The organism is Rathayibacter sp. VKM Ac-2856 (assembly GCF_013205055.1).
GTDB lineage: Bacteria > Actinomycetota > Actinomycetes > Actinomycetales > Microbacteriaceae > Rathayibacter.
Genome location: NZ_JABMLF010000001.1, coordinates 1157623 through 1180241, shown reverse-complemented (window position 1 = coordinate 1180241; position 22619 = coordinate 1157623). Strand labels below are relative to the sequence as shown.

Sequence of the window (22619 nt, the reverse complement as noted above, 5' to 3'; positions counted from 1 at the left end):
CCGGGACGCGTCAGTCGACGTGCTTGCCGGAGTTCGCGGTGGTCGCGGTGCCGCCGTTCGCGAGCAGGTCGCGGATGTCGGCGAGGAGCTCGAGCTCGGTCGGCGCCTTGTCCTCGGCGGCGGGAGCGTCGTCCATCTTCTTCTTGAACGCGGTGTTCTTGAGGTGGTTGATCGGCAGCACGAACGCGAAGTAGAGCACGAACGCGACGATGACGAACTGGATCAGGGCGGAGATCACGGCGCCGTACGCGAGGACGGTGTCGGGCTCGCCGTTCTCGCCGGCGCGGAGGGTCCAGCCGAGCGCCTCCAGCGAGGACGCGTCGAAGATCACGCCGATGATCGGGTTGAAGATCCCGGTGACGAGCGCGTTGACGATCGTGGTGAACGCGGCGCCGATGACCACGGCGACAGCCAGGTCGATGACGTTGCCGCGGAGGATGAACTCTTTGAAGCCGTTGATCATGATCTGTTCCGTTTCTGCCGGCGGGCGGGAGGTCGTGCGCGGAGGCGGGCGGGCTCCCGGGGGAGCGCCGCCCTAGGAGGAGGAGCCCGACCCGGAGGACGGCTTCGAGGAGGAGCCCGAGGATCCGGACGAGGAGGACGACGAGGAGGAGCCCGAGCCCGACGAGGACGACGACGAGCCGGAGGATCCCGAGCCGGAGGACCCCGAGCTCGACGAGCCGGAGCCGCCCGACCCCGCACCGGCGGTCGCCGGGGTGGACGAGCCGCCGCCCGACTCGCCCTTCGACTCCTTCGAGCCCGAGCCCGACCCCGACGCGCGCGAGTCGGTCCGGTAGAAGCCCGACCCGTTGAAGGTCACGCCGACCGCGCTGAAGACCTTGCGCAGCGCGCCCTGGCAGCTCGGGCACTCGGTGAGCGTATCGTCGGTGAACTTCTGCTGGATGTCGAAGGCGTTGCCGCACTGCGTGCAGCGGTAGGAGTAGGTGGGCACTGGTGCTCCTGAGGCGGGGTGGTGGCGAGGGGGAGGGGAAGAGGGGAGCGGCTCAGCGGCCGATGTCGACGACGCCGGACGGGGTGACGACGCCGTCGACCGCCTGGTCGTGCACCTCGCTCGGCACGTGGTCGACGAACTCGCTGTCGAAGATCACGGCGTACACCGGCGGGCACTTCTCCATCGAGCCGAGCGTCTTGTCGAAGTAGCCGCGGCCCCAGCCCATCCGCATGCCCGAGCGGTCGACGGTGGCGGCCGGGACGATGATCAGGTCGACGTCGTTGATGGCGATCGGGCCGAGCAGCTGACCGACGGGCTCCGGCATGCCGAACAGCCCCTGCGTCTCGGTGTGGCCGTCGCCGACCGCCCAGTCGAGCAGGCCGTCCTGGCGGGAGATGGGGAAGAGGACGCGGATGCCGCGGCTCTCGGCCCAGCCGAGGAAGGGGCGGGTGCTCGGCTCGTCCGGTGCGGAGAGGTAGCAGGCGATCGATCGCACGCCGAGGCGGGTCGCGAGGTCGACGAGGTGCTGGGTGAGGTGGAGGGTGGCCTGCTCGCGGGCCGTCGCGGTCTGCGTGCGTCGGCGCTCACGGAGCTCGGCCCGCAGCGCCCGCTTCTCGTGGCTGATGTCGGCTGGCATGGCCACAGTCTAGATCGGGGGTGTCCCGCGGCCTCCCCGGGCCCGATCGCCGTGCTGAGGAGTCCTCCCGCAACCCGCACTCCCGCGTGCGGTGCACGCTTGGCAAGCCCCTGTCAGGGCCGAAACGTGCCGGACCACGGCCGCCGCTAGTATGGCGCCCCATGGGCACTCGTATCCGCAAAGCCGTCATCCCCGCCGCCGGTCTCGGCACCCGCTTCCTGCCGGCGACCAAGGCCATCCCCAAGGAGATGCTGCCGGTCGTCGACAAGCCGGCGATCCAGTACGTGGTGGAGGAGGCGGCCGACGCCGGTCTCCAGGACGTCCTGGTCATCATCGGGCGCAACAAGAACGCGCTGGCCAACCACTTCGACTCGGTCCCCGAGCTCGAGCAGAACCTCGCCAAGAAGCTGGACGACGCCAAGCTCGCCCACGTGCAGTACGCGAGCGACCTCGCCGACGTGCACTTCGTCCGCCAGGGCGAGCCGAAGGGCCTCGGCCACGCCGTCTCGCGGGCCCAGCGCCACGTCGGCGACGAGCCGTTCGCCGTCCTCCTCGGCGACGACCTGATCGACGCGCGCGACCCGCTGCTGACCCGCATGATCGAGGTCGCGGAGCAGCGCGACACCACGGTCGTCGCCCTCCTCGAGGTCGACCCCGACCAGATCCACCTCTATGGCTGCGCCGCGGTCGAGACGACCGACGAGGACGACGTGGTGCGCATCACCGGCCTCGTCGAGAAGCCCTCCAAGGAGGACGCGCCCTCGAACCTCGCGATCATCGGCCGCTACGTCCTGAAGCCCGACGTCTTCGGCGTGCTCGAGCACACCGAGCCCGGCAAGGGCGGCGAGATCCAGCTGACCGACGCCCTCGAGCGCATGGCGCAGGACCCGGCCGAGTTCGGCGGCGTCTACGGCGTCGTCTTCCGCGGCCGCCGCTACGACACCGGCGACAAGCTCGACTACATCAAGGCCATCGTGCAGCTCGCCTCCGACCGTGAGGACCTCGGCTCCGACCTCAAGCCCTGGCTGAAGGACTTCGTCGCGGGCCTCTGAGCCGCGGGTCGCGCTTGCTCCTGCCCTGCGGGGCCGTCGACCCGGCGATCCGCGCCCCCCTCATGCTGATCGAGCAGTCCGCGCAGCGGACGTATCGAGATCCACCGTCGCCCGAACTCGGTGCGCGTGGGTCTCGATACGCGCCTGCGGCGCTACTCGACCAGCATGGGCGACCGGCCTCTCCATGCTGATCGCATACTCCGCACCTCTTCTCCATGCTGATCGAGTAGTCCGCGCAGCGGACGTATCGAGATCCACCCTCGCCGGAGCTCGGTGCGCGTGGGTCTCGATACGCGCCTGCGGCGCTACTCGACCAGCATGGTGACGGTGCCGGTCGCGGGCGCGCCCCCTGCCGCGTTCCGCCGCCCGGGTCCACCCCCTTCGACGGCTCCGGGCGCGCAGTAGGGTCAGCACATGCCGCTGCCGATCCCGACGCTCACCGAGGGTCGTGTCACCATCCGCCCGATCAGGGTCCGGGACGCCCGCCCTCTCGAGCGGGAGCTGATCGCCAACCGCGCCTGGCTGCGGCAGTGGGAGGCGTCCGACCCCCGCGGCGGCGCCGCCTTCGACGTCCGCGCCAGCATCCGGTCACTGCAGCAGAACGCGCGCGCCGGCGGCGGCGTCCCGTTCCTGATCGACTGGGACGGCGAGCTCGCCGGTCAGCTCAACATCTCCAACATCGGCTACGGCTCGCTCTCCTCCGGCTCGATCGGGTACTGGGTCTCCGAGCGCTACGCCGGCCGCGGCATCACGCCGATCTCCGTCGCCCTCGCGACCGATCACGCCTTCTTCGACCTGGGACTCCACCGGATCGAGATCTGCATCCGCCCCGAGAACCGCCCGAGCCTGCGCGTGGTCGAGAAGCTCGGCTTCCGCTACGAGGGCCTGCGCCGCCGCTTCATCCACATCAACGGCGACTGGCGCGACCACTTCTGCTTCGCCCTGGTGGCGGAGGAGGTGCCGCGCGGCGTCCTGCGCCGCTATCTCGAGGGCCAGGTGCCGTCCGACGTCGGCGTGCCCACCGACGCCGACCAGCGCGCCTCCCACCGATCCGGCCTCTCCGGGCCTCCCGACGGCGCCGGTGTCCCCCCGACGGGGAGCCGATTGATCCGCGATCCGCACGGACACACCTACCCGTAATGACGGAAGGGAGCGCCCCGTGCTCCTAGCGTTGGTCGCATGAGTAGCGACTGGCTGGGCGGGGGCGTCGTCTGGGCGCTCGCCGCCGTTCTGTGGGTCGCCTACCTCATCCCCGCGTGGATGCGCCGGCGGTCGTTCTACGCGACCGAGCGCAACGCGGTGAGGCTCCAGCAGACCCTGCGGATCCTCGCCGAGACCGCCGAGGTGCCCGAGCACGTGCGTGCGGAGGCGACGGCCCGCGAGGTCGCGCTGCAGCAGCGCACCCTCCGGGCGACCGAGACCCGACAACGAGCCGAAGAGAAGGCACAGGCGATGGAGCTGGCACAGGCGGAGAAGGCGGCGCGCGAAGCGCTGCGGCGGGCGGCCGCGAGCACGCGGCAGAGCACCCGGACGGCGCCCGGCGTGATGCGCTGGCGCCGCGGCGCGGCTCTGACGGTACTGATCGGCCTGGTCGTCGCCCTCGTCGGGCTGGTCATGCTGCCACTCGGCGGCGCCGGCGTGGTGCCGCTGGTCGGCGTGCTGGTGCTCGCCGCCGGGCTGGGCATCCTGATCATGCTCGCTCCGGGACGTCGGAAGAGCGCCGCTCCCGCGACCGTCTCGACCAGCACCGCCGAGGTGGCCCGCCGCCGCGCCGAGGTCTTCGAGGCCGAGCTGGCCGAGGAGGAGGCGTCCCCCGAGGAGGAGGCCGCTGCCGAGGAGGAGTCGCGCTGGACGCCGCAGCCGCTGCCGAAGCCGCTGTACCTGTCCCGCGGCACGGTCGCCGCGAGCGCCATGGCCTCGATCGACGCAGTCGAGCGCCTCCGCGCCGCCGCCGCGGACGCCGAGATCGCCCAGCGCGCCGCCGCCTCCGCCCCCGAGGTAGCACCGATCCGCTCGCCGCGCGCGACCGGCCCGGTCCCCGTCCCCGAGGCGCCGCGACCGTCCTCGCGCTTCGCCGCGATGGGCGTCGTCGAGGGCGTCGACGCGATCGACCTCGACCAGGCGCTCCAGCGCCGCCGCGGAGCCTGAGCGGTCTTCCGCCCCTCGGCCACGTGCTAGTGTGGACGAGTTGTTCGGGCCGGTGACGGCTCGAAAGGCACGGGTCCGTGGCGCAGTTGGTAGCGCGCTTCGTTCGCAATGAAGAGGTCAGGGGTTCGAATCCCCTCGGATCCACCACCATCGGAAGGCCCGCTCGAAAGAGCGGGCCTTCTGCGTTTCCGGGCGGGATCGCCCGAGGGGAGCGGTCCCGCGGCGTGGACGCGGGCGTCACGCGCCAGGGCCGTGCGATCTGCCCAATACTGGTATTGATGATCCTCGAGGGCCTTCACCCGGGCGGCCTCGAGGAGGTCGCAGCATGCAGTCCCAGGAAGACCTTCGCGATCCGCATCGCGCGTCGAGAGCGCTCGATCGGACTCGCGGCGCCGGCACCGCTCCCGGTACGGCATCGGTGCCGGTCGTCGATGCGTCCGCTGCCGCCGCGGACGGCAGATGAGGACGTGGTGACGAGGGCAGCTCTCGTCGGGGGACTCGCCGCGGGTCTCCTGCTCGGACGAGGTCGTGCACCGAGACGCCGCGCAGGCTCTCTCGTCGCGGGCGTCGCCCTCCTCGCCGTGATCATCGGGGCGGTCGCTCTGCACGCGTCCGCCCTCGGTGACGCCGTGCTCGCCCGCGCCGCTGCGATCCTCGGCTCGACGGCGTACGCCGCCACCGTCTGGTCGTCGCTGATTCCGGACCCGGAGGTCTCCTGGTTCGGCTGGGCATGGCGCGAGCTTCTCCGTCCCCGGTACGTCCGTGCGCAGTTCGAGCGGGTCGGTGACGAGTGATCCGCCGTCTCGCGCAGAGGGCTCCGCGGTGCTCCGCTGCCTCGAGGACCACCGCAGCACCTTCTCGCCGAGGGGCGGGGGCTGCCCGGCGCACGTCGCTCCTGCTGACGGGCGCGGTGGTGACCGTCGTGCTGGCCGCGTGCGCGAGCCCGTCACCCCCGCCGGTCGGCCCTGTTCCCGCTAGTGGAGACCCCGCATCCAGCGGTCCACGGGCGTCGGAGTTCGCCGATTCTGAGCCCGGGCGCTGACCGTCGCGAATGGAGAAAGAGACGATCGCGGGGCAGCGCGAGAATCCATGGTTTCTATGGAGCCGTCGGAAGTCGAGTCGGCCGAAAATGGATTGTCCACTGACCAACAGCGGTGGAATGCGCCAGCGTGTCTACCTTCCTCGACTACCCCTGGTTATCTCGTTACTCCTGCTTTGACCTTAATTGATAAAGATCTAACCGAAGCGCCAGTAGTCCGGGGAGTAGGTAGAAAACGCTTGGTTAAGGTTCGGGCGAGCTGCTGGGTCGTATTCGCCTGCTTGGATGTAATAGATGTCAGATCTTACGGTGCCCTCATGTATAACCGAGGAGTGTCGAGCTGGCGATCGATCGACATGGCTGGTCTCGATGGTGTCAATCCCGACGACCGTTTTGCCAGGAGGCGTCTGCCCAGCTCGTAGAGTTCCCCGGTGCATGGCGCTGGATACTAATAGGGCCGTGTCCGCGTTCGATCCGTACATCGTGATTTTTTCTGCAGCCGCTTTATAAACCGGTGCACCCTCAAAAAACTCTTCTACTGCGACGTCTGGTGCTCCAAGGTAAAGATTTCGCAAGGGAGGCGAGGTGGGCTTCTTTATACTGAACCAATCGGAGAACGCGCGTAGTACCAGTCGATTGCCTAATGAATGAACGATTAGATCGATCTTTTCGATACTCGCACAAGTTCTCAAAGTCTCAAGGAACTCAACCAAATTCTCTCGACTTTTATCGATCGTTTTTTCATCGGTGCTATAGTTCAATACGTTCCCGCGCGAGGCCCAGCTGAACATCGCAGTAGGGCCTTGATGCTTGATCGCCCAGGAGATCTGCGCTGTTGCTACCGCCGCTTGCTTGAAAGAAGTGTTAAATCCGTGGACGAAAACGAGGCAGGATCGTTCATCCGGCGTGGCGCTCACCTGGCCGTCGAATGCGTCGATGAAGCTTTGCCTATCGTCGAATCTGCGCACCGCCGCCAAGCGCGGTGCTCCACGTTCTGATCCGATGCGAAACCACGTTGAAAAATACGGTCCAAGTATTCCGCCCACTGGCATTTCGGGTCGTGGGATATTGACGGCGCAAACTCCATAAGAAGTTGTGTGCGAGAGCGTATTTGTGAAATCGCTTTGTGAGTCTTTGGTTCGAAGAGGCTTTCGATTGGTGCCAAACCACACGTTTAAACGCTTTGCTGCGGAAGGGTTGAGCTGATGTTGCAGGGTAGTCAGGTCGCTCGTATCGAGCGGATCCAGTTCGGAGGTGAAGATTGGTGACTTGTGCTTGCCGTCATCGATCAATTCAAAATCGCCGGGACGAGGATCGGAAAACGCACCAATGATCGTGGAGGTGGGCGTTTTGCGGAAGCTTGTTTCGGCATTGCGAATTTCTTGAATTGCTTCTTCAGGTACCTTCTCAAGAAGCAGCTTGGTCTCTTGGCTGGCAAGTAGCGCCAGTTGCGTCCACAATCGTGAACCTCGGCGGGTCTCGGCGGCGAACTCAAACCCGATGATGCCTCCCAGGCGAGTTGCCTCAGACCAAACCTCTCGCCAACTTGAATCATCTCCAATCGATTTCTCAATGTGAGCTTTACATTCGCGCAGGATTATTGTTTGATCGCTATCGGGGTCTCCTTCTGCTGAGCTGAAACCCCTAGTAACAATGCCTAATACTGCGAGCGCAGCAGCAGAAGTCCGGCGAGAGTCAGCGACTGCGACTCCTCGATTGAGGCGATTAAAGACGTCGAAGGTAACAATGGTCACCGCAAGCTTCGTCAGGGACGCTCGCGGGCGATGGACCGCGCGACGCAGGTAAACCATTACCTCGCGCGCCGCCGCGACGACGTCACTTTCAGACGCGGCATCCTCGCGGATGGTGAAATCGTCGAGCCAGCTTCTGACCGAATCCTTGCTGTACTCATCGTCATTTACGGGCATCGTGCTCTCCACTCTGAGTGTTGCTTAAATGCGACGACGGGATCGACGGTACTGCAAGAGAGACCGCGAGACACGGAGGGGGCAGCCTTTTTCTGCACGTCGTCGACCAAGTTTTGTGTGTTTCCAGCGGGGTGGCAGTAACGGTGTTCGTCGACGGAGAAGTCAAGCGCACGAGCGGGCTCACCTCGCCCAGGTGCCCACAGCGCCCGCACTGGTCGGCGAAAATTACATCTCCAGAATCGGACCGGCGGTGCAACTGTTGCTGCCGGATGCACTGCCTCCAGCCCCGATCCTCGCGCTCAGCGCGAGACAACGCTTGGAGCGGGTTAAGGCGCGCCGTGAACTTCGGCTTTCGTTCCCCTTGGGTGGCGTCGGCGTGATGATCGGGTGCGCTGCGGGAAACAACAAATATTGGCAATGGTCCCCCGGATTATCTAGTCGCCCGCGCGGTTCTCCCTGTTCAACGCGGTTGCGGCGAGTCTATCGATGGCAGTATGCAACCCCGCAACGGTGAGCATCCGGAGGGCATGAGGTGGTCCGCGCCGAGACATTTCTTAGCGCCGTCTTCAGCGCGGCAGCGATGGGCGTCGCGCTCAGAGCAGCCGTTGGTTCCTTCGCCGAGTCGAAGGAGCCTTCGTGCTCCAGGGCGACATGCTCGAACTGGCGCGTGTCGTGTGGCGTTTGTTCGAGAGCGCCGTCCGTCTTGCGATCGCCTGAGTTTTGGGCCTGATTGCCCTTGTCGTCCTCGCTGCGTCTGGGTGTGCACCCAATGATTGGAGTGCACCAGTGGAATGCTGTTCCCCACCGGCTCGTTCTGGCCTCTGCAGCGCTTGCCCGCGGGCCCTGGGGTGCGGAGGCTTCTCGTCTAGACGCGGCAACGGCATCGACACGCCGCGGAGGGCAGGCCTACTGACTGCCCAATTGCGTTTGGTCAGCCATATGTACGAGTTCGGCGACCGACTCAGCGGGCCGTCGGGTCCGGGTCGCGCCAGTTCTCGGCGGTCTGCAGGATCCAGAAGGCGGTGAAGAGGGCGAGGGCGACGGCCTCGACGATGAGGAGCCACTGCTCGCCGAGGAGCGCGGAGGCGCGGCCGGTCAGCAGCAGGACGACGGCGGCGGCGTCGACCGCGGCGAGGAGGACGGCGAGCGCGGAGTAGGCGATCGCGTAGCCGCGGGGTGAGCCCGGCCCGCGGACGCCCTGGGAGCGGACGGCGTGGGCGTGGATGCCGGCGACGACGGCGCTGAGCAGGAAGAAGAGCGCGGCGGCGGCGTAGTGGGCGACTTCGGCGAAGGCCGGGGTGGTCGAGAAGGCGGCCAGTCCGGCGAGCAGCGCACCGGTACCGGCGGCCCGCCACCGTGCGCCGCGATCGAGCGCGCGGTCGTGGGCGAGGAACGCGAGCGAGGCCACCAGGATCGCGGCGGCGACGACGAGGTAAGCGAGCATCCCGACGGCGATCTCGTCCCCGCTGCCGGGGACGTTGCAGCGGACGGCGCCGTCGAGGCAGCCGGTGCGCGTCAGCAGCTCCAGCTCGTCGGAGGGGATCGGCGCGGGCACCAGGGCGATGACGGGGGCGGTGAACCCGGCGACCACGAGCAGAGCGCGGCGGACGCTCCGCCCGGCGAGCACGACGAGGCCGAGCGCGACGAGGAAGAGCGCGCCGACGAAGAGCGAGCGGACGGGCGTGTAGTAGGCGGCGCTGATCGAGCGCAGCGGGCCGACCGCGACCAGGTGCCACGTCACTCCCACGGCGAGGAGCAGGACGGCGGCCACCAACGAGACGCGGACGTAGCGGTAGGTCCGCAGCGACGACGGGGGCCCGTCGGCCCTCAGCGCGGCGGGGGGGTGCACGGGGCTACTCCGCGCGCAGGCCCGAGGAGGCGAGGGCGAAGTCGACGTCGATGCGGATGGCGACGCGGAGCGGGTTCTCGCGGGGCGTCCGGTAGCGCTGCGAGTAGAGCTCGACGGCGTGCGCGACGGACTCGGGGTCCTCCTCGATCGAGGCGGGGCCGCCGAGGCTCAGCCAGCGGATGCCGTCGACCTGGCTCACGGTCGCGGTGCCGCCGCGGCGGACGTTCAGCACCTTCTGGCTCTCGCGCGAGGTGATGACGCGGACGACGCCGTCCTCGTAGGTGAAGCCGACGGCGACGACGTGCAGGCGCCCCTGCTGCCACGGGGTCGACAGGGTGGCCAGGTGCCGCTGGGTCACGAACTCGAGGCCGTCGGCGCTGAGAATGCTCATCCCGCGAGGGTATCCCGGCCGCCTGATCCCCTCCGCGAGATGCCACTTGTGCACGCGACACGCCGTGGGAGGCGTGCACAAGTGGCATCTCGCGGGGGCCCGGTCAGGCGCGGAGGAGGAGGGCCTCGCCCTGGCCGCCGCCGCCGCAGAGGGCCGCGGCGCCGAGGCCGCCGCCGCGGCGGTGGAGGGCGAGGGCGAGGTGCAGGGCGAGGCGGGCGCCCGAGGCGCCGACCGGGTGGCCGAGGGCGATCGCTCCGCCGTCGAGGTTGACCGCCTCGGGAGCGACGCCGAGGTCGTCGGCGGACTGCAGGACGACCGAGGCGAAGGCCTCGTTGATCTCGATCAGGTCGAGGTCGGCGACGGTGCCGCCGCGGCGGGCGAGGGCGCGGAGGATCGCGGCGGAGGGCTGGGAGTGCAGCGAGTTGTCGGGGCCGGCGACCTGGCCGTGCTCGGCGATCTCAGCCAGCCAGGGCAGGCCGCGGGAGAGCGCCCAGCCCTTGCTCGCGACGACGAGGGCGGCCGCGCCGTCGGTGATGGGGGAGGAGCTGCCGGCGGTGATGGTGCCCTCGGGGCTGAAGGCGGGGCGGAGGCCCGCGAGGATCTCGACGGTCGTCTCGGGGCGGATGCCGTCGTCCTCGGCGACCACGAGGTCCGGGCCGCGGCGCTGCGCGACCGAGACCGGCGCGATCTCCTCGGCGAGGACTCCGGAGGCGCGGGCGGCGGCGGCGCGCTGGTGCGAGAGCGCGGCGAAGGCGTCCTGGCGCTCGCGGCGGATCCCGCGCTCGGCGTTGCCGTCGTCGGTGACGCGGCCCATCATCCGGTCGTCGAAGGGGTCGAGCAGGCCGTCGTGCAGCAGCGCGTCCTCGAGGGGCTGCGCGCCGACTCCCAGGCCGGAGCGGGCGCCGAGCAGCAGGTGCGGGGTGTTCGTCATCGACTCCTGGCCGCCGGCGACGACGACGGAGGCCTCGCCGGTGCGGATCAGGCGGGCGGCGTCGATCACGGCGGTGAGGCCGGAGAGGCAGAGCTTGTTGATCGTGGTGGCGGGGACGTCCCAGCCGAGGCCGGCGCGGATCGCGGTCTGGCGGGCGGGGCCCTGGCCGGCGCCGGCCTGGATGACCTGGCCGAGGATCACGGCGTCGACGTCCTCCGGGCGGACGCCCGAGCGCTCGAGGGCGGCGCGGACGGCGACGGCGCCGAGCTCGACGGCGGAGAGCGGGGCGAGGGCGCCGCGGAAGCGGGCGAAGGGGGTGCGGGCGCCGTGGAGGATGACGGGGGTGGTGTCGTCGAGTGGCATGGCCGGACTCCTTCGTCGGGGGGATCTCGATACGCCCGCTGCGCGGGCTACTCGATCAGCATGCATCAGCATGCTGGAGCGGGTCGCCCTGAGGGAGACGTCCGCAGACTCTGCTGGTCGAGTAGCCCCGCAGGGGCGTATCGAGACCCACCACCCCAGGGACGTCGGTCTCGCCGGCGCGGGGATCTCGATACGCCCGCTGCGCGGGCTACTCGGTCGGCGGGGTGGGGACGAGGAGGATCTTGCCGCGGGGATGGCCGGCCTCGCTGAGGCGGTGGGCCCCGGCGACGTCCTCGAGGGCGAAGCGCGGCCCGAGCTCGAGGGAGAAGCGGCCGTCGGCGGCGAGCTGCGCGGCGCGCGGGATGCCCTCGCGGCGCAGCGCCTTCTCCTCCTCCGTCAGGGGCACGGGGCTGCCGCCCATCCAGGCGCGGATGCCCAGCTCGGCTGCCCGGGCGCCGACGACGACGGTGCCGATGTGCTGCGGGTCGCTCACCAGGGCGAGGGAGGCGGCGAGCGCCTCGTCGGTGCCCGCGGCGTCGAGGACGCGGTCCACTCCGCCCGGAGCGGCCGCGCGCAGGCGCTCCTCGAGTCCCTCCCCGTAGGCGACGGGCTCGGCGCCGAGCTCGCGCAGTCGGTCGTGGTTGCCCGGGCTCGCCGTCGCGATCACCCGGGCGCCTCGCTGCACCGCGAACTGCACGGCGGCCTGGCCGACGGCGCCGGCTCCCGCGTGCACGAGGAGGACCGAGCCCTCCGCGACACCGAGCGAGACGACCGCCTGGTAGGCCGTGCTGATCGGGACGCCGAGCGCGGCGGCCTCCTCGAAGCCGAGGCCCTCGGGGAGCCGGTCGAGGCTCTCGGGGGCGACCACGACGGAGTCGGCGTAGGTGCCGCTCGCGCCGCTCACGATCACCCGGTCGCCGACGCTCCAGCCGGAGACCCCGGAGCCGACGGCCGTGATCACGCCGGCGCCGTCCGAGCCGGGGCGGCGCGGGAAGGGCGGCCCCGGCCGCACCCCCGAGCGCATCTTCCACTCGATCGGGTTCACGCCCGCCGCGCGGATCGCGACGACCACACCGCCCTCCGGCGCCTCGGGCTCGGGGACCTCCACGACCTCGAGCACCTCGGGTCCGCCGTTCCGGGCGTACTGCACGATCCTGGCCATGTCGTCCTCCTTCATCGGTTCGCGCGGGGAGCGGGACCGCTCAGCCGAGCAGGTTCTCGCGCACCTCGCGGCGCAGCACCTTGCCGATCAGCGACGTCGGCAGCGCGTCGACGGTCACCACCCGCTTGGGCACCTTGTACGCCGTCAGGTGCAGCCGGCAGAAGTCGCGCAGCGCCTCGGTCTCGACGACCGTCCCGGCGCGCAGCACCACGGCCGCGGCGACGCTCTCGCCGCCCTCCGCGCGGGGCAGGCCGACGACCGCGGCGCGCACGACGTCCGGATGCGACTCCAGCACGCCCTCCACCTCGGACGGCGAGACGTTGAAGCCGCCGGTGATGATCAGCTCCTTCGCCCGGTCGACGATCGTGACGAAGCCGTCGGCCGAGACCGTGGCGATGTCGCCGGTGCGGAGCCAGCCGTCGGGCAGCAGGGTCGCGGCGGTGTCGTCGGGGCGCTTCCAGTAGCCCTGGAACACCTGCGGCCCCTGCAGCAGCAGCTCGCCCGACTCGCCCGGCCCGCGGTCGACGGAGGGATCGGCGGGATCGACGAGGCGGATCCGGGTGCTCGGGAAGGGGACGCCGACGGTGCCGGGTCGGCGGCTCGGGCCGACCGGGTTGCCCAGCGCGACCGGCGAGCTCTCGGTCATCCCGTAGCCCTCGACGAGGAGTCCGCGGCTGGCGCGCTCCCAGCGGTCGACGGTGGCCACGGGCAGGCTCATCGCCCCCGAGATCGCGAAGCGGATGCCGCGGAGGTCGAGCTCGTGCCGCTCGGAGGCGCGGGCCAGAGCGTCGTAGACCGGCGGCACGGCCGGCAGGAAGGTCGGCGGCGAGGTCTTCGCGGCCGCCTTCACGAGCCCGACGTCGAAGGTCGGGAAGAGCACGACCTTCGCGCCGATGCTGATCGCGAAGGTGAGGCAGAGTGTCAGCCCGTAGGCATGGAAGAGGGGGAGGACCGCGTAGAAGGTCTCGTCGCCCTCGCGGAGCCCCGGCACCCACGCCTGGCCCTGCAGCGCATTCGCGCGGAGATTGGCGTGCGAGAGGATCGCGCCCTTCGGGGTGCCGGTGGTGCCGCTCGTGTACTGCAGCAGCGCGGTGTCGCCGAGTGCCGGGCGCGGGTGCGAGCGGGCGATGCGGCGGTTCTTCAGCAGGCGGTCGAAGGGGATCAGCGAGCGGGTGCGCGGGGTCGTGGTCAGCTTGGCGCGCGCCTCCCGGGCCTTCGCGAGCGGCAGGCGGAGCGCGAGGCGCTTGGCGAGCGGGAACGACTCGGTGAGGTCGACGGAGACGACGCGCTCGACGCCGAGATCGGCGGGCAGGGCGGCGATCACGTCGGCGGTCTTGTTCCAGACCACCGCCACGCGCGCGCCGTGGTCCTCGAACTGCCGCCGCAGCTCGCGCGGGGTGTAGAGCGGGTTGTGCTCGACGACGATCGCGCCGAGCCGCAGCACCGCGTAGAACGCGATCACGTGCTCGGGGCAGTTCGGCAGCACCAGGGCGACGCGGTCGCCGGCGCGCACGCCGAGGCGCCGCAGCCCCTCCGCGGCCCGCGCCACCTTCTCGCCGAGGTCGGCGTAGCTCGTCTCGGCGCCGAAGAACTCGAGCGCGATGCCGCGCCTGTAGCGGGCCACCGAGTCCTCGAGCAGATCGACGAGGGTCTGGGTGGGCGTGTCGATCTCGGCCGGGACGCCCTCCGCGTAGGAGGACAGCCAGGGCTTCATCGCCAGGTTCGAGGTTCCGGGGGTCACGCTGCGAGTATCCGGCACCCGCCTCCGGGGATGCTCTGAGCGCTCTCAGGGGGTGCCGCCCGGCGGACGGGGCGACGAGACTGGCGGGATGACTGCAGCCATCGACCTCCTCCGCGACGCCTTCGACCGAGTGCACGGCACCGTGCACTCCGTTCTGGACGACAGCACCCCCGAGCGGCTCGGCTTCCGCGCCGACGCCCAGGCCAACTCGGCCGCCTGGCTCGTCTGGCACCTCACCCGGGTGCAGGACGACCACCTCGCGCCGCTGGCCGGCCGCGAGCAGATCTGGATCTCCGGCGGCTTCCACGAGCGCTCCGGCCTGCCGTTCCCTCCCGAGACCAACGGCTACGGGATGGAGCCGGCCGAGGTCGCGGCGCTCGCCGCGGTGCCCGCCGCGCTGCTGGCGGAGTACCACGACGCGGTGCACGAGCAGACGCTCGCCTACCTCGGCACGCTCGAGGACGCCGACCTCGCCCGCGTCGTCGACGAGGACTGGGACCCGCCGGTGACCCTCGCGGTCCGGCTCGTCTCGGTGATCGACGACGACACCCAGCACGCGGGACAGGCGGCCTTCTCGGTCGGCCTCGCGGAGCGCGCCGGGCTCTGAGCCGCGCCCGTCGCCTCTACGGTGGGACGGTGCGGTGGGCGAGGGGCAGCGGGGCGGAGTCGGCGCGGGCCGCCTCGACTCTGGCCGCATCGACTCGGGCCGCATCGGTCCCGGTGGGCGCGGTGCTCGTCGTCGCGACGCTGCTGACGCTGCTCGGCTCCTGGATCCCCTCCTACTGGAACGACGAGGCCGCCACCCTGCGCCTCGCGCGCCTGCCGCTGCCCGAGCTGCTCGCCTTCGCGCAGCAGAAGGACGCGGTGCACGTCGTCTACGCGCTGCTGATGCACGGCTGGATCGCGATCGCGGGGGAGTCGGAGCTCGCCGTGCGGGCCCCGTCCGCTCTCGCGGCGGGGGCCGGGGCGGCGGGGGTGCTGGTGCTCCTCCGCTCGCTCGGCCGGCCCCGGGCCGCGCTGCTCGCGGCGACCGTGTTCGTGCTGCTGCCGCGGACGTCGTTCAACGGGACGGAGGCGCGCTCCTCGGCGCTCGCCACGGCCCTCGTCGTTTGGGCGGCGGTGCTGGTGGTCCGCGCGGCGCGCGACGGCGGGGTGCTGCGCTGGGTCGCGTTCGTCGCGGTCGCGGGGCTCGCGAACGCCGTCTTCCTCTACTGCGTGCTCGTGCTGCCGGCCTTCGTGCTGCTCGCGGCGGGTGTCGCGCCGCGGCGCGGGCGGGGGTTCGGGGCCGGCCTGCTCGGCGCCGTGCTGTCGATCGGTGTCGCGAGTCCGGTGATCCTGACGGCGGCCGGTCAGAGCGGGCAGATCGGCTGGCTGCGGACCCAGCCGGTCAACGCCTACACGGTCGTCGTCGAGTCGTTCTTCGGCTCGGCCTGGTGGCTGGCGGCGCTCGCCGTGGGGCTGCTGGTCGTCGCGGCGGTCCGGGCCGGACGGGGGCAGGGGCGCCGCTCGCCGACGCTCCGCTCGCCGCTCGGCCCTGTGCTCGTCACCGTCCTCGCGGTGTGGCTGCTCCTGCCCGCCGCGGTGCTGCTGCTGGGCACCGCGCTGATCGAGCCGATGTTCACGCCGCGCTACCTCAGCCTCAGCTCGCCCGCGCTGGCGATGGCGCTCGGGCTGGCCCTCGCCTCCTGGCGGCCGGTGACCGCGGCCGTGCTGGTCGGCGCGCTCGCCGTCGCCGCACTGCCCGCCCTCGTGCTGATGCGGACGGAGACGGGCAAGCCGGCCGGGCAGGATCTGCGGGCCCTCGCGCAGACCGTCCGCGACGGCGCGCGCCCGGGCGACGCGTTCCTGCTCGGCGACAGCGGCACCGTGTCGCTGCGGCCGCGGATCGCCCTCGCGGCCTACCCGGCGGCGTTCGCGGGCCTCGACGACGTCGCGCTCGAGCGGTCCTACGCGACGACGGGCACCTACTCCGACGTCCTGCTCGAGGGCAACGCGCTGCGGGCCGCCCTCGCCTGCGAGGAGCGCGTCTGGGCCGCCGCGCCCGCCGCGGACCCGGGCGCGTTCGACTGGCTCGCGGACGAGGGCTTCGAGGCGGGTCCCGCCACGACCGTGCCCACCGCGACGACGACGCTCTGGCAGCGCCGCTGACGCCGCCGCTCCGCGCCGAGCCGTTACCCTGGACCCCGGCACCGTCGCTGAGCGGCGGGGCTCGCGGTGCGAAGACCGCGCCACCGGAAGGACCTGCTCACGTGACGCTGCCCACCACCCCCGCCCCCACCCCCTCGGGCGAGACCGGCCTCAAGCGGAAGGGGCGCGACGTCGCCCCCGAGATCGCCCGCTCCTGGCTGCTCGTCAACGCGACCCGCACCGACACCTTCGACGCCGCGCATGCCTCGCGCGCCGACCAGGTCGTCCTCGACATCGAGGACGCGGTCGACCCGAAGGCCAAGCCCGAGGCCCGCGCCGACGTCGCCGCCTGGCTCACCGGTGAGAAGCGCGCCTGGGTGCGCATCAACGACCACTCCACCCCGTTCTGGTCCGACGACGTCGACGCGCTGAAGGGGCTGCCCGGCCTCGCCGGCGTCATGCTCGCGAAGACCGAGGCGGGGGAGCACGTCACCGAGACCTTCGACCGCCTCGGCGGCTCGACCCCGGTGCTCGCCCTGGTCGAGTCGGCCCTCGGCATCGAGGAGGCGGTCTCGATCGCCCGCGCGCGCGGCACCTTCCGACTCGCCTTCGGCAGCGGCGACTACCGCCGCGACACCGGCACCAGCGCCGATGACCTGGCGATGGCCTACCCGCGCTCGCGCCTCGTCGTCGCCTCGCGCATCGGCGACCTGCCCGGCCCGATCGACGGCCCCACCGTCTCGAACAGCCACCCCGTGCTGCGCGAGCAGTCCGCGCTCACCGTCTCGCTCGGCCTCACCGGCAAGCTCTGCCTCGACACCGAGCAGCTCGCCGTCATCAACGAGGTCATCAGCCCCACCCCGTCCGACGTGGCGTGGGCGCGCGACTTCCTCGACGACTTCGAGGCCCGCGGCCGCGTCATCCGCGACGGCAGCGACCTGCCGCGCCTGGGCCGGGCGAAGAAGATCGACAAGCTGGCGACCGCGTTCGGCGTCAACCCGCTCTGACCCGGCTGCTGCGGGGGATCGCTCGCTCCTGCCCTCGGGGGCGCGGAGGGGCACACTGGGGATCGACGAGGAGGCCGGCATGGGTGCAGTCAGCACGTTCCTGTGGTTCGACGACCAGGCGAAGGAGGCGGCGGAGTTCTACACGGAGCTCGTGCCGAACTCCCGGATCCTGAGCACCGAGGTGCTGCCGGACGGCTCGCCCGCGCCGGGCACCGTCACGGTCGTGACGTTCGAGCTCGACGGGCAGCTCTTCCGCGCGATGAACGCCGGCCCGCGCTTCCCCTTCACCGAGGCCGTCTCGATCGAGGTCTCGGTCGAGACCCAGGCCGAGGTCGACCGGCTGTGGAGCGCGCTGATCGCGGACGGCGGCGAGGAGAGCCGCTGCGGCTGGCTCCGCGACCGCTGGGGGCTGTCCTGGCAGATCGTGCCGACCGCCCTCGCGACCGTGCTCGGCGGGGCGGACCGGGAGGGTGCGGCGCGCGCGCTGCAGGCGATGCTCCGGATGTCGAAGATCGACGTCGCCGCCCTCGAAGCCGCGTATGCCGGGGCGTGAGCGGGGGCGCCCGCGGCGCTCCTCCTCCTCGCTCCGCGCGGCGTACCTGCGCGACTACCGCTACGCCTACGGGTCGCGCTTCACCCATCTGCGCGAGGGCTGGGACGTCTCCCGCTACGCCTCGGGCGACGGTGCGCCGGTGCTGCTGATCCCGGGCATCTACGAGACCTGGCAGTTCCTGCGGCCGATCGCCGACCGGCTGCACGCGGCGGGGCACCCGATCCACGTGCTGCCCGCGCTCGGCTACAACACGCGGCCGATCGTCGCGTCTGCCGCGCTCGGGCAGGAGTACCTGCGGGAGCACGACCTGCGCGGCGTCGTCGTCGTCGCGCACAGCAAGGGCGGGCTGATCGGCAAGCACATGATGGTCGTCGACGACCGCGACGAGGGTCGGATCGACCGGATGATCGCGGTCTCGACGCCGTTCAACGGCTCACCGCTGGCGCGGATCGCACCGGCGCGGGCGCTGCGCGAGTTCGGGCCGCACCGGCCGGTCATCCGGACGCTGCTGGCCGAGCGCGACGCCGACCGGCGCATCGTCTCGATCTACGGGATGCGCGACCAGTACATCCCCGGGGGAAGCCGGCTGGCCGGCGCGCGCGAGAACATCGCCGTGTCGGTGGTCGGGCACTTCGTGCTGCTGTCGCACCCGCGGGTGCTGGCGCTCATCGCGGCGCGGGTGGATCCGCCCGCGGACGGCGGGGCGCCCGGATCCGAGGAACCGGCCGCTCCCGCCGACGCGGACTGAGGCGCGGTCCGGTCAGGACCAGGGTGTGAGCAGCACCAGCGGGATCTGCCGGTCGGTCTTCGTCTGGTACTCGGCGTAGTCGGGCCAGGCCTCGACCGCGCGCTCCCACCAGGCGGCGCGCTCGTCGCCCTCGAGGACGCTCGCGGTGTAGTCCTTCTTCACCGGTCCGTCCTGCAGCTCGACGTGCGGCTCCTTGACCATGTTCAGGTACCAGACCGGGTGCTCCGGGGCGCCGCCCTTGGAGGCGACGACGACGTAGGAGCCCTCGTGCTCGACGCGCATCAGCGCCGTCTTGCGGAGCTTGCCGCTGCGGGCGCCGACGGTGGTCAGGACGATGATCGGCTTGCCGCGGAGGAGATTGCCCTCCGCTCCGCCGGTCGCCTCGTAGAGCTCCGCCTGCTCGCGGGCCCAGGCGGACGTGCTCGGTTCGTATTCTCCGATGAGGGGCATGAGTCGATCGTAGGCGCGCAGGACATCAGCGGGCAGGGGGCTTCATCGCCGAGCGGGGATGAACCCTGCTCTCCGCTGATGTTCTGCACGGCCGCTGCGTCGTGCGCGCTCGGGGCGTGCACGAGGATGGAGCGGTGCAGCCAGCAGACCAGCTCGACCGAGCCCGCATCGCGCTCCTCGGCGACGATCTCTCCCGTGCCCGCTACCGCGTCGACGCCGTGCGCGAGCTCTGGGGCGAGGCGGCGGGGGACGCGCTGCACCGCGGCGACCGCGTCCCGGCCCGCCGCGCCCTCGAGCGCGGCGGTGACAGCGGTCCGCTGGCCACGCTCGCCCGGCTGTTCCTCCTCGCCGATCCGGTGCCGACGGAGCAGGCGGAGACGGCGTTCCCGACCCTCGGCCTGGACGGCGCCCTCGAGCTCGGGCTCGTGCGCTCGGAGGCGGGAGCGGTCGTCACCGCCGCCCTCGACCTGCGGCCCTACGACCTCGTCGACCTGCACGGCGCGGCCTCCTGGTGGATCGCCTCCGACCTCGGCGAGCTGGCGCTCGGCCGGCCGCTCGACGAGGACCACGTGCTCGGCGTCGGCGGCGCGAGCCTCACGCTGGCCGGGCTGATGATCCAGCGCCGGGTCGGCAGCGTGCTCGACCTCGGCACCGGCTGCGGGATCCAGGCGCTGCACGCCTCCCGGCACGCCGACCGCGTCGTCGCGACCGACGTCTCGCACCGCGCGCTGGCGATCGCCGCCTTCAACGCGGCGCTGAACGGGATCGACTCGATCGAGTTCCGGCACGGCAGCCTCTACGAGCCGGTGGCGGGGGAGCGGTTCGACCAGATCGTCACCAACCCGCCGTTCGTGATCACGCCGCGGACCGCGGGCGTTCCGTCCTACGAGTACCGCGACGGCGGACTCGAGGGCGACGAGATCGTCCGCCGGGTGATCGTCGGCGCCGCCGAGCACCTGGTGCCGGGCGGCGTCGCCCAGCTCCTCGGCAACTGGGAGTACCGGGCCGGGGAGGACGCGTTCGACCGGGTCCGCGCTTGGCTGGCCGACGGCCGGAGTCCGCTCGAGCAGGCGCTCGAGCGCGGACCCGCCGGGCTCGCGGCCTGGATGGACGGCACCGCGTCGCCGCTGGACGTCTGGATCGTCGAGCGCGAGCAGCAGGACCCGGCGATCTACGCCGAGACCTGGATCCGCGACGGCGGCACCACCCGCGGGGCGGAGTCGGACGCGCTCGTCGACGCCTGGCTCGAGGACTTCGAGCGGCGCGGCGTCACCGGGGTCGGCTTCGGCTACGTGACCCTGCGGCTCCCCGCCGCGGCCCGCCCGCCGATCCGGCGCCTGGAGCGGCTCGACGCGGCCGTCGCGACCGCGGGGCTCGGCGGTCACCTGGCGCACTGCCTCGACGCGCTCGAGGCGCTCTCGGCGCTCGACGACGAGGAGCTGGCCCGGCTCGCGCTGGTCGTCGCCGGCGACGTCACCGAGGAGCGGCACTACTGGCCGGGCAACGACGATCCGACGGTGCTGCGGCTGCGCCAGGGCGGCGGCTTCGCCCGGGTCGAGGAGGCGGACACCGCCCTCGCCGCGGTCGTCGGCGCCTGCGACGGCGAGCTGTCCGTCGCGGCGATCGCGGCCGCCGTGGCGTCGCTCCTGCACGTCGAGGAGACGGCTGTGCGCGAGTCCGTGCTGCCGCGGGTGCGCGAGCTCGTCGCGACCGGGTTGCTGCGGCTGCCCTGAGCGGGCCGCGGCGCACGTCCGCGTCCGCGGGATCAGAACAGCGTGGCGGGCGCGTCCTCGGTCTCGACGGCGGGGGTCTGCGCGGGCGCCGCGCCGGGCCAGCCCGGGCCGGCGTCGACGGCCGTGCGGCGCTGGTAGGCGGTCGCCGCGGCGCGGGCGCGCACGTCGGCGGCCTCGTTCATCCGGTGGTTGGCGTGGCCCTTCACCCACTCGAAGGTGACGGCCCGGCCCTGCAGCTCCTCGTCGAGCGCCTTGATGATCTCGACGTTCATCACGGGTTTGCCGTCGGCCTTCCGCCAGCCCTTCCGCTTCCAGCCCGGGAGCCACTCGGTGCAGGCCTTGATGGCGTACTGGCTGTCGCAGAGGATGTGCACGGGCTCGCTCTCGTGCGCCGTGGCGCGGAGGAGCTCGAGCACCGCGGTGAGCTCGCCGATGTTGTTCGTGCCGTGCGACCAGCCGCCGGCCGCCCAGCGCTCGTCGTCGACGTACCAGGCCCAGCCCGCGGGGCCGGGGTTGCCCAGCGCTGATCCGTCTGCGGCGGCGATGATGCTCACGTGCGGTCCTCCTCGAATCGGTGCGCTGTCGCCAGCGCCCTTCGAGGGTAGTCGTCCGCACCGACGCCGGCCGCTCGGCGCAAGCGGGTGCGCGGTGTCGGAGGCCGGTGGCAGGGTGGAGCGATGACCAGCATCCCCACCCTCACCCTCAACGACGGCACGAGCATCCCGCAGCTCGGGTTCGGCGTCTTCCAGGTCGACCCCGCCGAGACGGAGCGCATCGTCGCCGAGGCGCTCGAGGCCGGCTACCGGCACATCGACACCGCGGCGATCTACGGCAACGAGGAGGGCGTGGGCCGGGCGATCGCCGCCTCCGGTCTCGCGCGCGACGAGCTGTACGTGACGACGAAGCTGTGGAACGACGACCAGGGCCGCGACACCGCCGCCGGTGCGCTCGACGCGAGCCTCGAGAAGCTCGGCCTCGACGCTGTCGATCTGTACCTCATCCACTGGCCCAAGCCCCAGCAGGACCGCTACGTCGAGAGCTGGGAGGCGATGCAGGAGCTGCAGGCCGCCGGCCGCACCCGCTCGATCGGCGTCTCGAACTTCCTCGTGCCGCACCTCGAGCGCCTGCTCGGCGCGACCGAGGTCGTGCCCGCCGTCAACCAGATCGAGCTGCACCCGTACCACCAGCAGCCGACGGTCACCGCGTTCGGTGCGCAGCACGGCATCGCGACGGAGGCCTGGGGCCCGCTCGGGCAGAGCAAGTACCCGCTGCTCGAGCTGCCGGTGATCACCGGCGCGGCCGAGGCGCACGGGGTCACGCCCGCGCAGGTCGTGCTGCGCTGGCACCTCGACCGCGGGCACATCGTCTTCCCGAAGTCGTCGACGAAGGCGCGCATCATCGAGAACATCGACGTCTTCGGCTTCGAGCTGACCGACGACGAGCGCGACGCGATCACCGCGCTCGAGCGCGCCGGCCGCGTCGGCGGCGACCCGAACGAGGTCTGACCGCGGGGTCTCGATACGCCGCTGCGCGGCTGCTCGACCAGCATGGTGGTGGGCTGGCGGCCCGCGTGCTCCGCGAGCCTTCATGCTGATCGAGTAGCCCGCTCAGCGGGCGTATCGAGATCCACCGTTCTGCAGACGCGGGTCTCGATACGCCGCTGCGCGGCTACTCGACCAGCATGGTGGTGGGCCCGCCGCCCGCATGCTCCGCACGTATCCATGCCGATCGAGCAGCGCGCGTCTTCATGCTGATCGAGTAGCCCGCGCAGCGGGCGTATCGAGATCCACCGTTCTGCAGACGTGGGT

At 71.5% G+C, this 22619-nt stretch carries 22 protein-coding genes and 1 tRNA gene; 12 read left to right on the top strand and 11 right to left on the bottom strand.

Features of this window, described 5'->3' with window-relative positions; translation table 11 throughout:
* Positions 1–10: 10 nt before the first annotated feature.
* The 3 genes from mscL to HQQ82_RS05410 all read right to left on the bottom strand — a co-directional run bounded on the left by mscL (position 11) and on the right by HQQ82_RS05410 (position 1589).
* Positions 11–463: a large conductance mechanosensitive channel protein MscL gene (gene mscL, locus HQQ82_RS05420; RefSeq protein WP_173231993.1), complete on the bottom strand. Its 453-nt coding sequence runs from the start codon at positions 461–463 to the stop codon at positions 11–13.
* A gap of 72 nt (positions 464–535) precedes the next feature.
* A complete protein-coding gene (locus tag HQQ82_RS05415) occupies positions 536–952 on the bottom strand; it encodes an FmdB family zinc ribbon protein (protein ID WP_173231992.1) in 417 nt (138 codons plus the stop codon).
* A gap of 52 nt (positions 953–1004) precedes the next feature.
* A complete protein-coding gene (locus HQQ82_RS05410) occupies positions 1005–1589 on the bottom strand; it encodes a 5-formyltetrahydrofolate cyclo-ligase (RefSeq protein ID WP_173231991.1) in 585 nt (194 codons plus the stop codon).
* Positions 1590–1750: 161 nt separating this feature from the next.
* Between HQQ82_RS05410 and galU the strand changes: the two genes are divergently transcribed.
* The 5 genes from galU to HQQ82_RS05385 all read left to right on the top strand — a co-directional run bounded on the left by galU (position 1751) and on the right by HQQ82_RS05385 (position 5583).
* Positions 1751–2641: a UTP--glucose-1-phosphate uridylyltransferase GalU gene (galU, locus tag HQQ82_RS05405; RefSeq protein ID WP_173231990.1), complete on the top strand. Its 891-nt coding sequence runs from the start codon at positions 1751–1753 to the stop codon at positions 2639–2641.
* A gap of 414 nt (positions 2642–3055) precedes the next feature.
* Entirely contained in the window at positions 3056–3781 is a 726-nt protein-coding gene (locus HQQ82_RS05400) for a GNAT family N-acetyltransferase (RefSeq protein WP_173231989.1), read from the top strand.
* Positions 3782–3820: 39 nt separating this feature from the next.
* Positions 3821–4789: a hypothetical protein gene (locus HQQ82_RS05395; RefSeq protein ID WP_173231988.1), complete on the top strand. Its 969-nt coding sequence runs from the start codon at positions 3821–3823 to the stop codon at positions 4787–4789.
* 71 nt (positions 4790–4860) lie between these two features.
* Positions 4861–4936: transfer RNA gene (locus tag HQQ82_RS05390), tRNA-Ala, on the top strand.
* A 77-nt stretch (positions 4937–5013) separates the two neighbouring features.
* Positions 5014–5583, top strand: coding sequence for a hypothetical protein (locus tag HQQ82_RS05385; protein WP_173231987.1), 570 nt, complete (start codon positions 5014–5016; stop codon positions 5581–5583).
* 442 nt (positions 5584–6025) lie between these two features.
* Here HQQ82_RS05385 and HQQ82_RS05380 read toward each other — a convergent pair whose 3' ends face one another.
* The 6 genes from HQQ82_RS05380 to HQQ82_RS05355 form a co-directional block, all read right to left on the bottom strand.
* Positions 6026–7756 carry an alpha/beta hydrolase gene (locus HQQ82_RS05380; protein WP_173231986.1) on the bottom strand — a complete coding sequence of 577 codons (1731 nt, stop codon included), beginning with the start codon at positions 7754–7756 and terminating at the stop codon, positions 6026–6028.
* Between the two features lie 961 nt (positions 7757–8717).
* A complete protein-coding gene (locus HQQ82_RS05375) occupies positions 8718–9605 on the bottom strand; it encodes a hypothetical protein (RefSeq protein WP_173231985.1) in 888 nt (295 codons plus the stop codon).
* A gap of 4 nt (positions 9606–9609) precedes the next feature.
* The gene (locus HQQ82_RS05370; protein WP_173231984.1) at positions 9610–9996 is read right to left on the bottom strand and encodes a pyridoxamine 5'-phosphate oxidase family protein; all 387 of its coding nucleotides are present in this window, start codon (positions 9994–9996) and stop codon (positions 9610–9612) included.
* Positions 9997–10099: 103 nt separating this feature from the next.
* Positions 10100–11290, bottom strand: coding sequence for an acetyl-CoA C-acyltransferase (locus HQQ82_RS05365; RefSeq protein ID WP_173231983.1), 1191 nt, complete (start codon positions 11288–11290; stop codon positions 10100–10102).
* 208 nt (positions 11291–11498) lie between these two features.
* The gene (locus tag HQQ82_RS05360) at positions 11499–12452 is read right to left on the bottom strand and encodes an NADP-dependent oxidoreductase (RefSeq protein WP_173231982.1); all 954 of its coding nucleotides are present in this window, start codon (positions 12450–12452) and stop codon (positions 11499–11501) included.
* 40 nt (positions 12453–12492) lie between these two features.
* Positions 12493–14193 (bottom strand): long-chain-fatty-acid--CoA ligase, encoded by a 1701-nt coding sequence (locus HQQ82_RS05355; protein WP_367947823.1) that lies wholly within the window; start codon positions 14191–14193, stop codon positions 12493–12495.
* Positions 14194–14281: 88 nt separating this feature from the next.
* Here HQQ82_RS05355 and HQQ82_RS05350 point away from each other — a divergent pair, with 88 nt between their 5' ends.
* The 5 genes from HQQ82_RS05350 (at position 14282) to HQQ82_RS05330 (ending at position 18628) form a co-directional block, all read left to right on the top strand.
* Positions 14282–14800 (top strand): DUF664 domain-containing protein, encoded by a 519-nt coding sequence (locus HQQ82_RS05350; RefSeq protein ID WP_173231981.1) that lies wholly within the window; start codon positions 14282–14284, stop codon positions 14798–14800.
* Positions 14801–14829: 29 nt separating this feature from the next.
* Positions 14830–16341 carry a glycosyltransferase family 39 protein gene (locus HQQ82_RS05345; RefSeq protein WP_173231980.1) on the top strand — a complete coding sequence of 504 codons (1512 nt, stop codon included), beginning with the start codon at positions 14830–14832 and terminating at the stop codon, positions 16339–16341.
* 107 nt (positions 16342–16448) lie between these two features.
* Entirely contained in the window at positions 16449–17327 is an 879-nt protein-coding gene (locus tag HQQ82_RS05340; protein ID WP_173232349.1) for a CoA ester lyase, read from the top strand.
* Between the two features lie 79 nt (positions 17328–17406).
* Positions 17407–17880 carry a VOC family protein gene (locus HQQ82_RS05335; protein WP_173231979.1) on the top strand — a complete coding sequence of 158 codons (474 nt, stop codon included), beginning with the start codon at positions 17407–17409 and terminating at the stop codon, positions 17878–17880.
* Positions 17867–18628, top strand: a complete 762-nt coding sequence (locus HQQ82_RS05330; protein WP_173231978.1) for a triacylglycerol lipase — start codon at positions 17867–17869, stop codon at positions 18626–18628. The genes HQQ82_RS05335 and HQQ82_RS05330 overlap by 14 nt, the downstream gene beginning before the upstream one ends.
* 12 nt (positions 18629–18640) lie before the next feature.
* Here HQQ82_RS05330 and HQQ82_RS05325 read toward each other — a convergent pair whose 3' ends face one another.
* Positions 18641–19078, bottom strand: coding sequence for a nitroreductase family deazaflavin-dependent oxidoreductase (locus tag HQQ82_RS05325; protein WP_173231977.1), 438 nt, complete (start codon positions 19076–19078; stop codon positions 18641–18643).
* 134 nt (positions 19079–19212) lie between these two features.
* Between HQQ82_RS05325 and HQQ82_RS05320 the strand changes: the two genes are divergently transcribed.
* Positions 19213–20811, top strand: coding sequence for a methyltransferase (locus HQQ82_RS05320; protein WP_173231976.1), 1599 nt, complete (start codon positions 19213–19215; stop codon positions 20809–20811).
* A 32-nt stretch (positions 20812–20843) separates the two neighbouring features.
* On the opposite strand, the gene HQQ82_RS05315 is transcribed toward HQQ82_RS05320, so the two are convergent.
* A complete protein-coding gene (locus HQQ82_RS05315) occupies positions 20844–21365 on the bottom strand; it encodes a ribonuclease H (RefSeq protein WP_173231975.1) in 522 nt (173 codons plus the stop codon).
* A gap of 123 nt (positions 21366–21488) precedes the next feature.
* Between HQQ82_RS05315 and HQQ82_RS05310 the strand changes: the two genes are divergently transcribed.
* Positions 21489–22316 carry an aldo/keto reductase gene (locus tag HQQ82_RS05310; protein ID WP_173231974.1) on the top strand — a complete coding sequence of 276 codons (828 nt, stop codon included), beginning with the start codon at positions 21489–21491 and terminating at the stop codon, positions 22314–22316.
* Positions 22317–22619 lie beyond the last annotated feature (303 nt).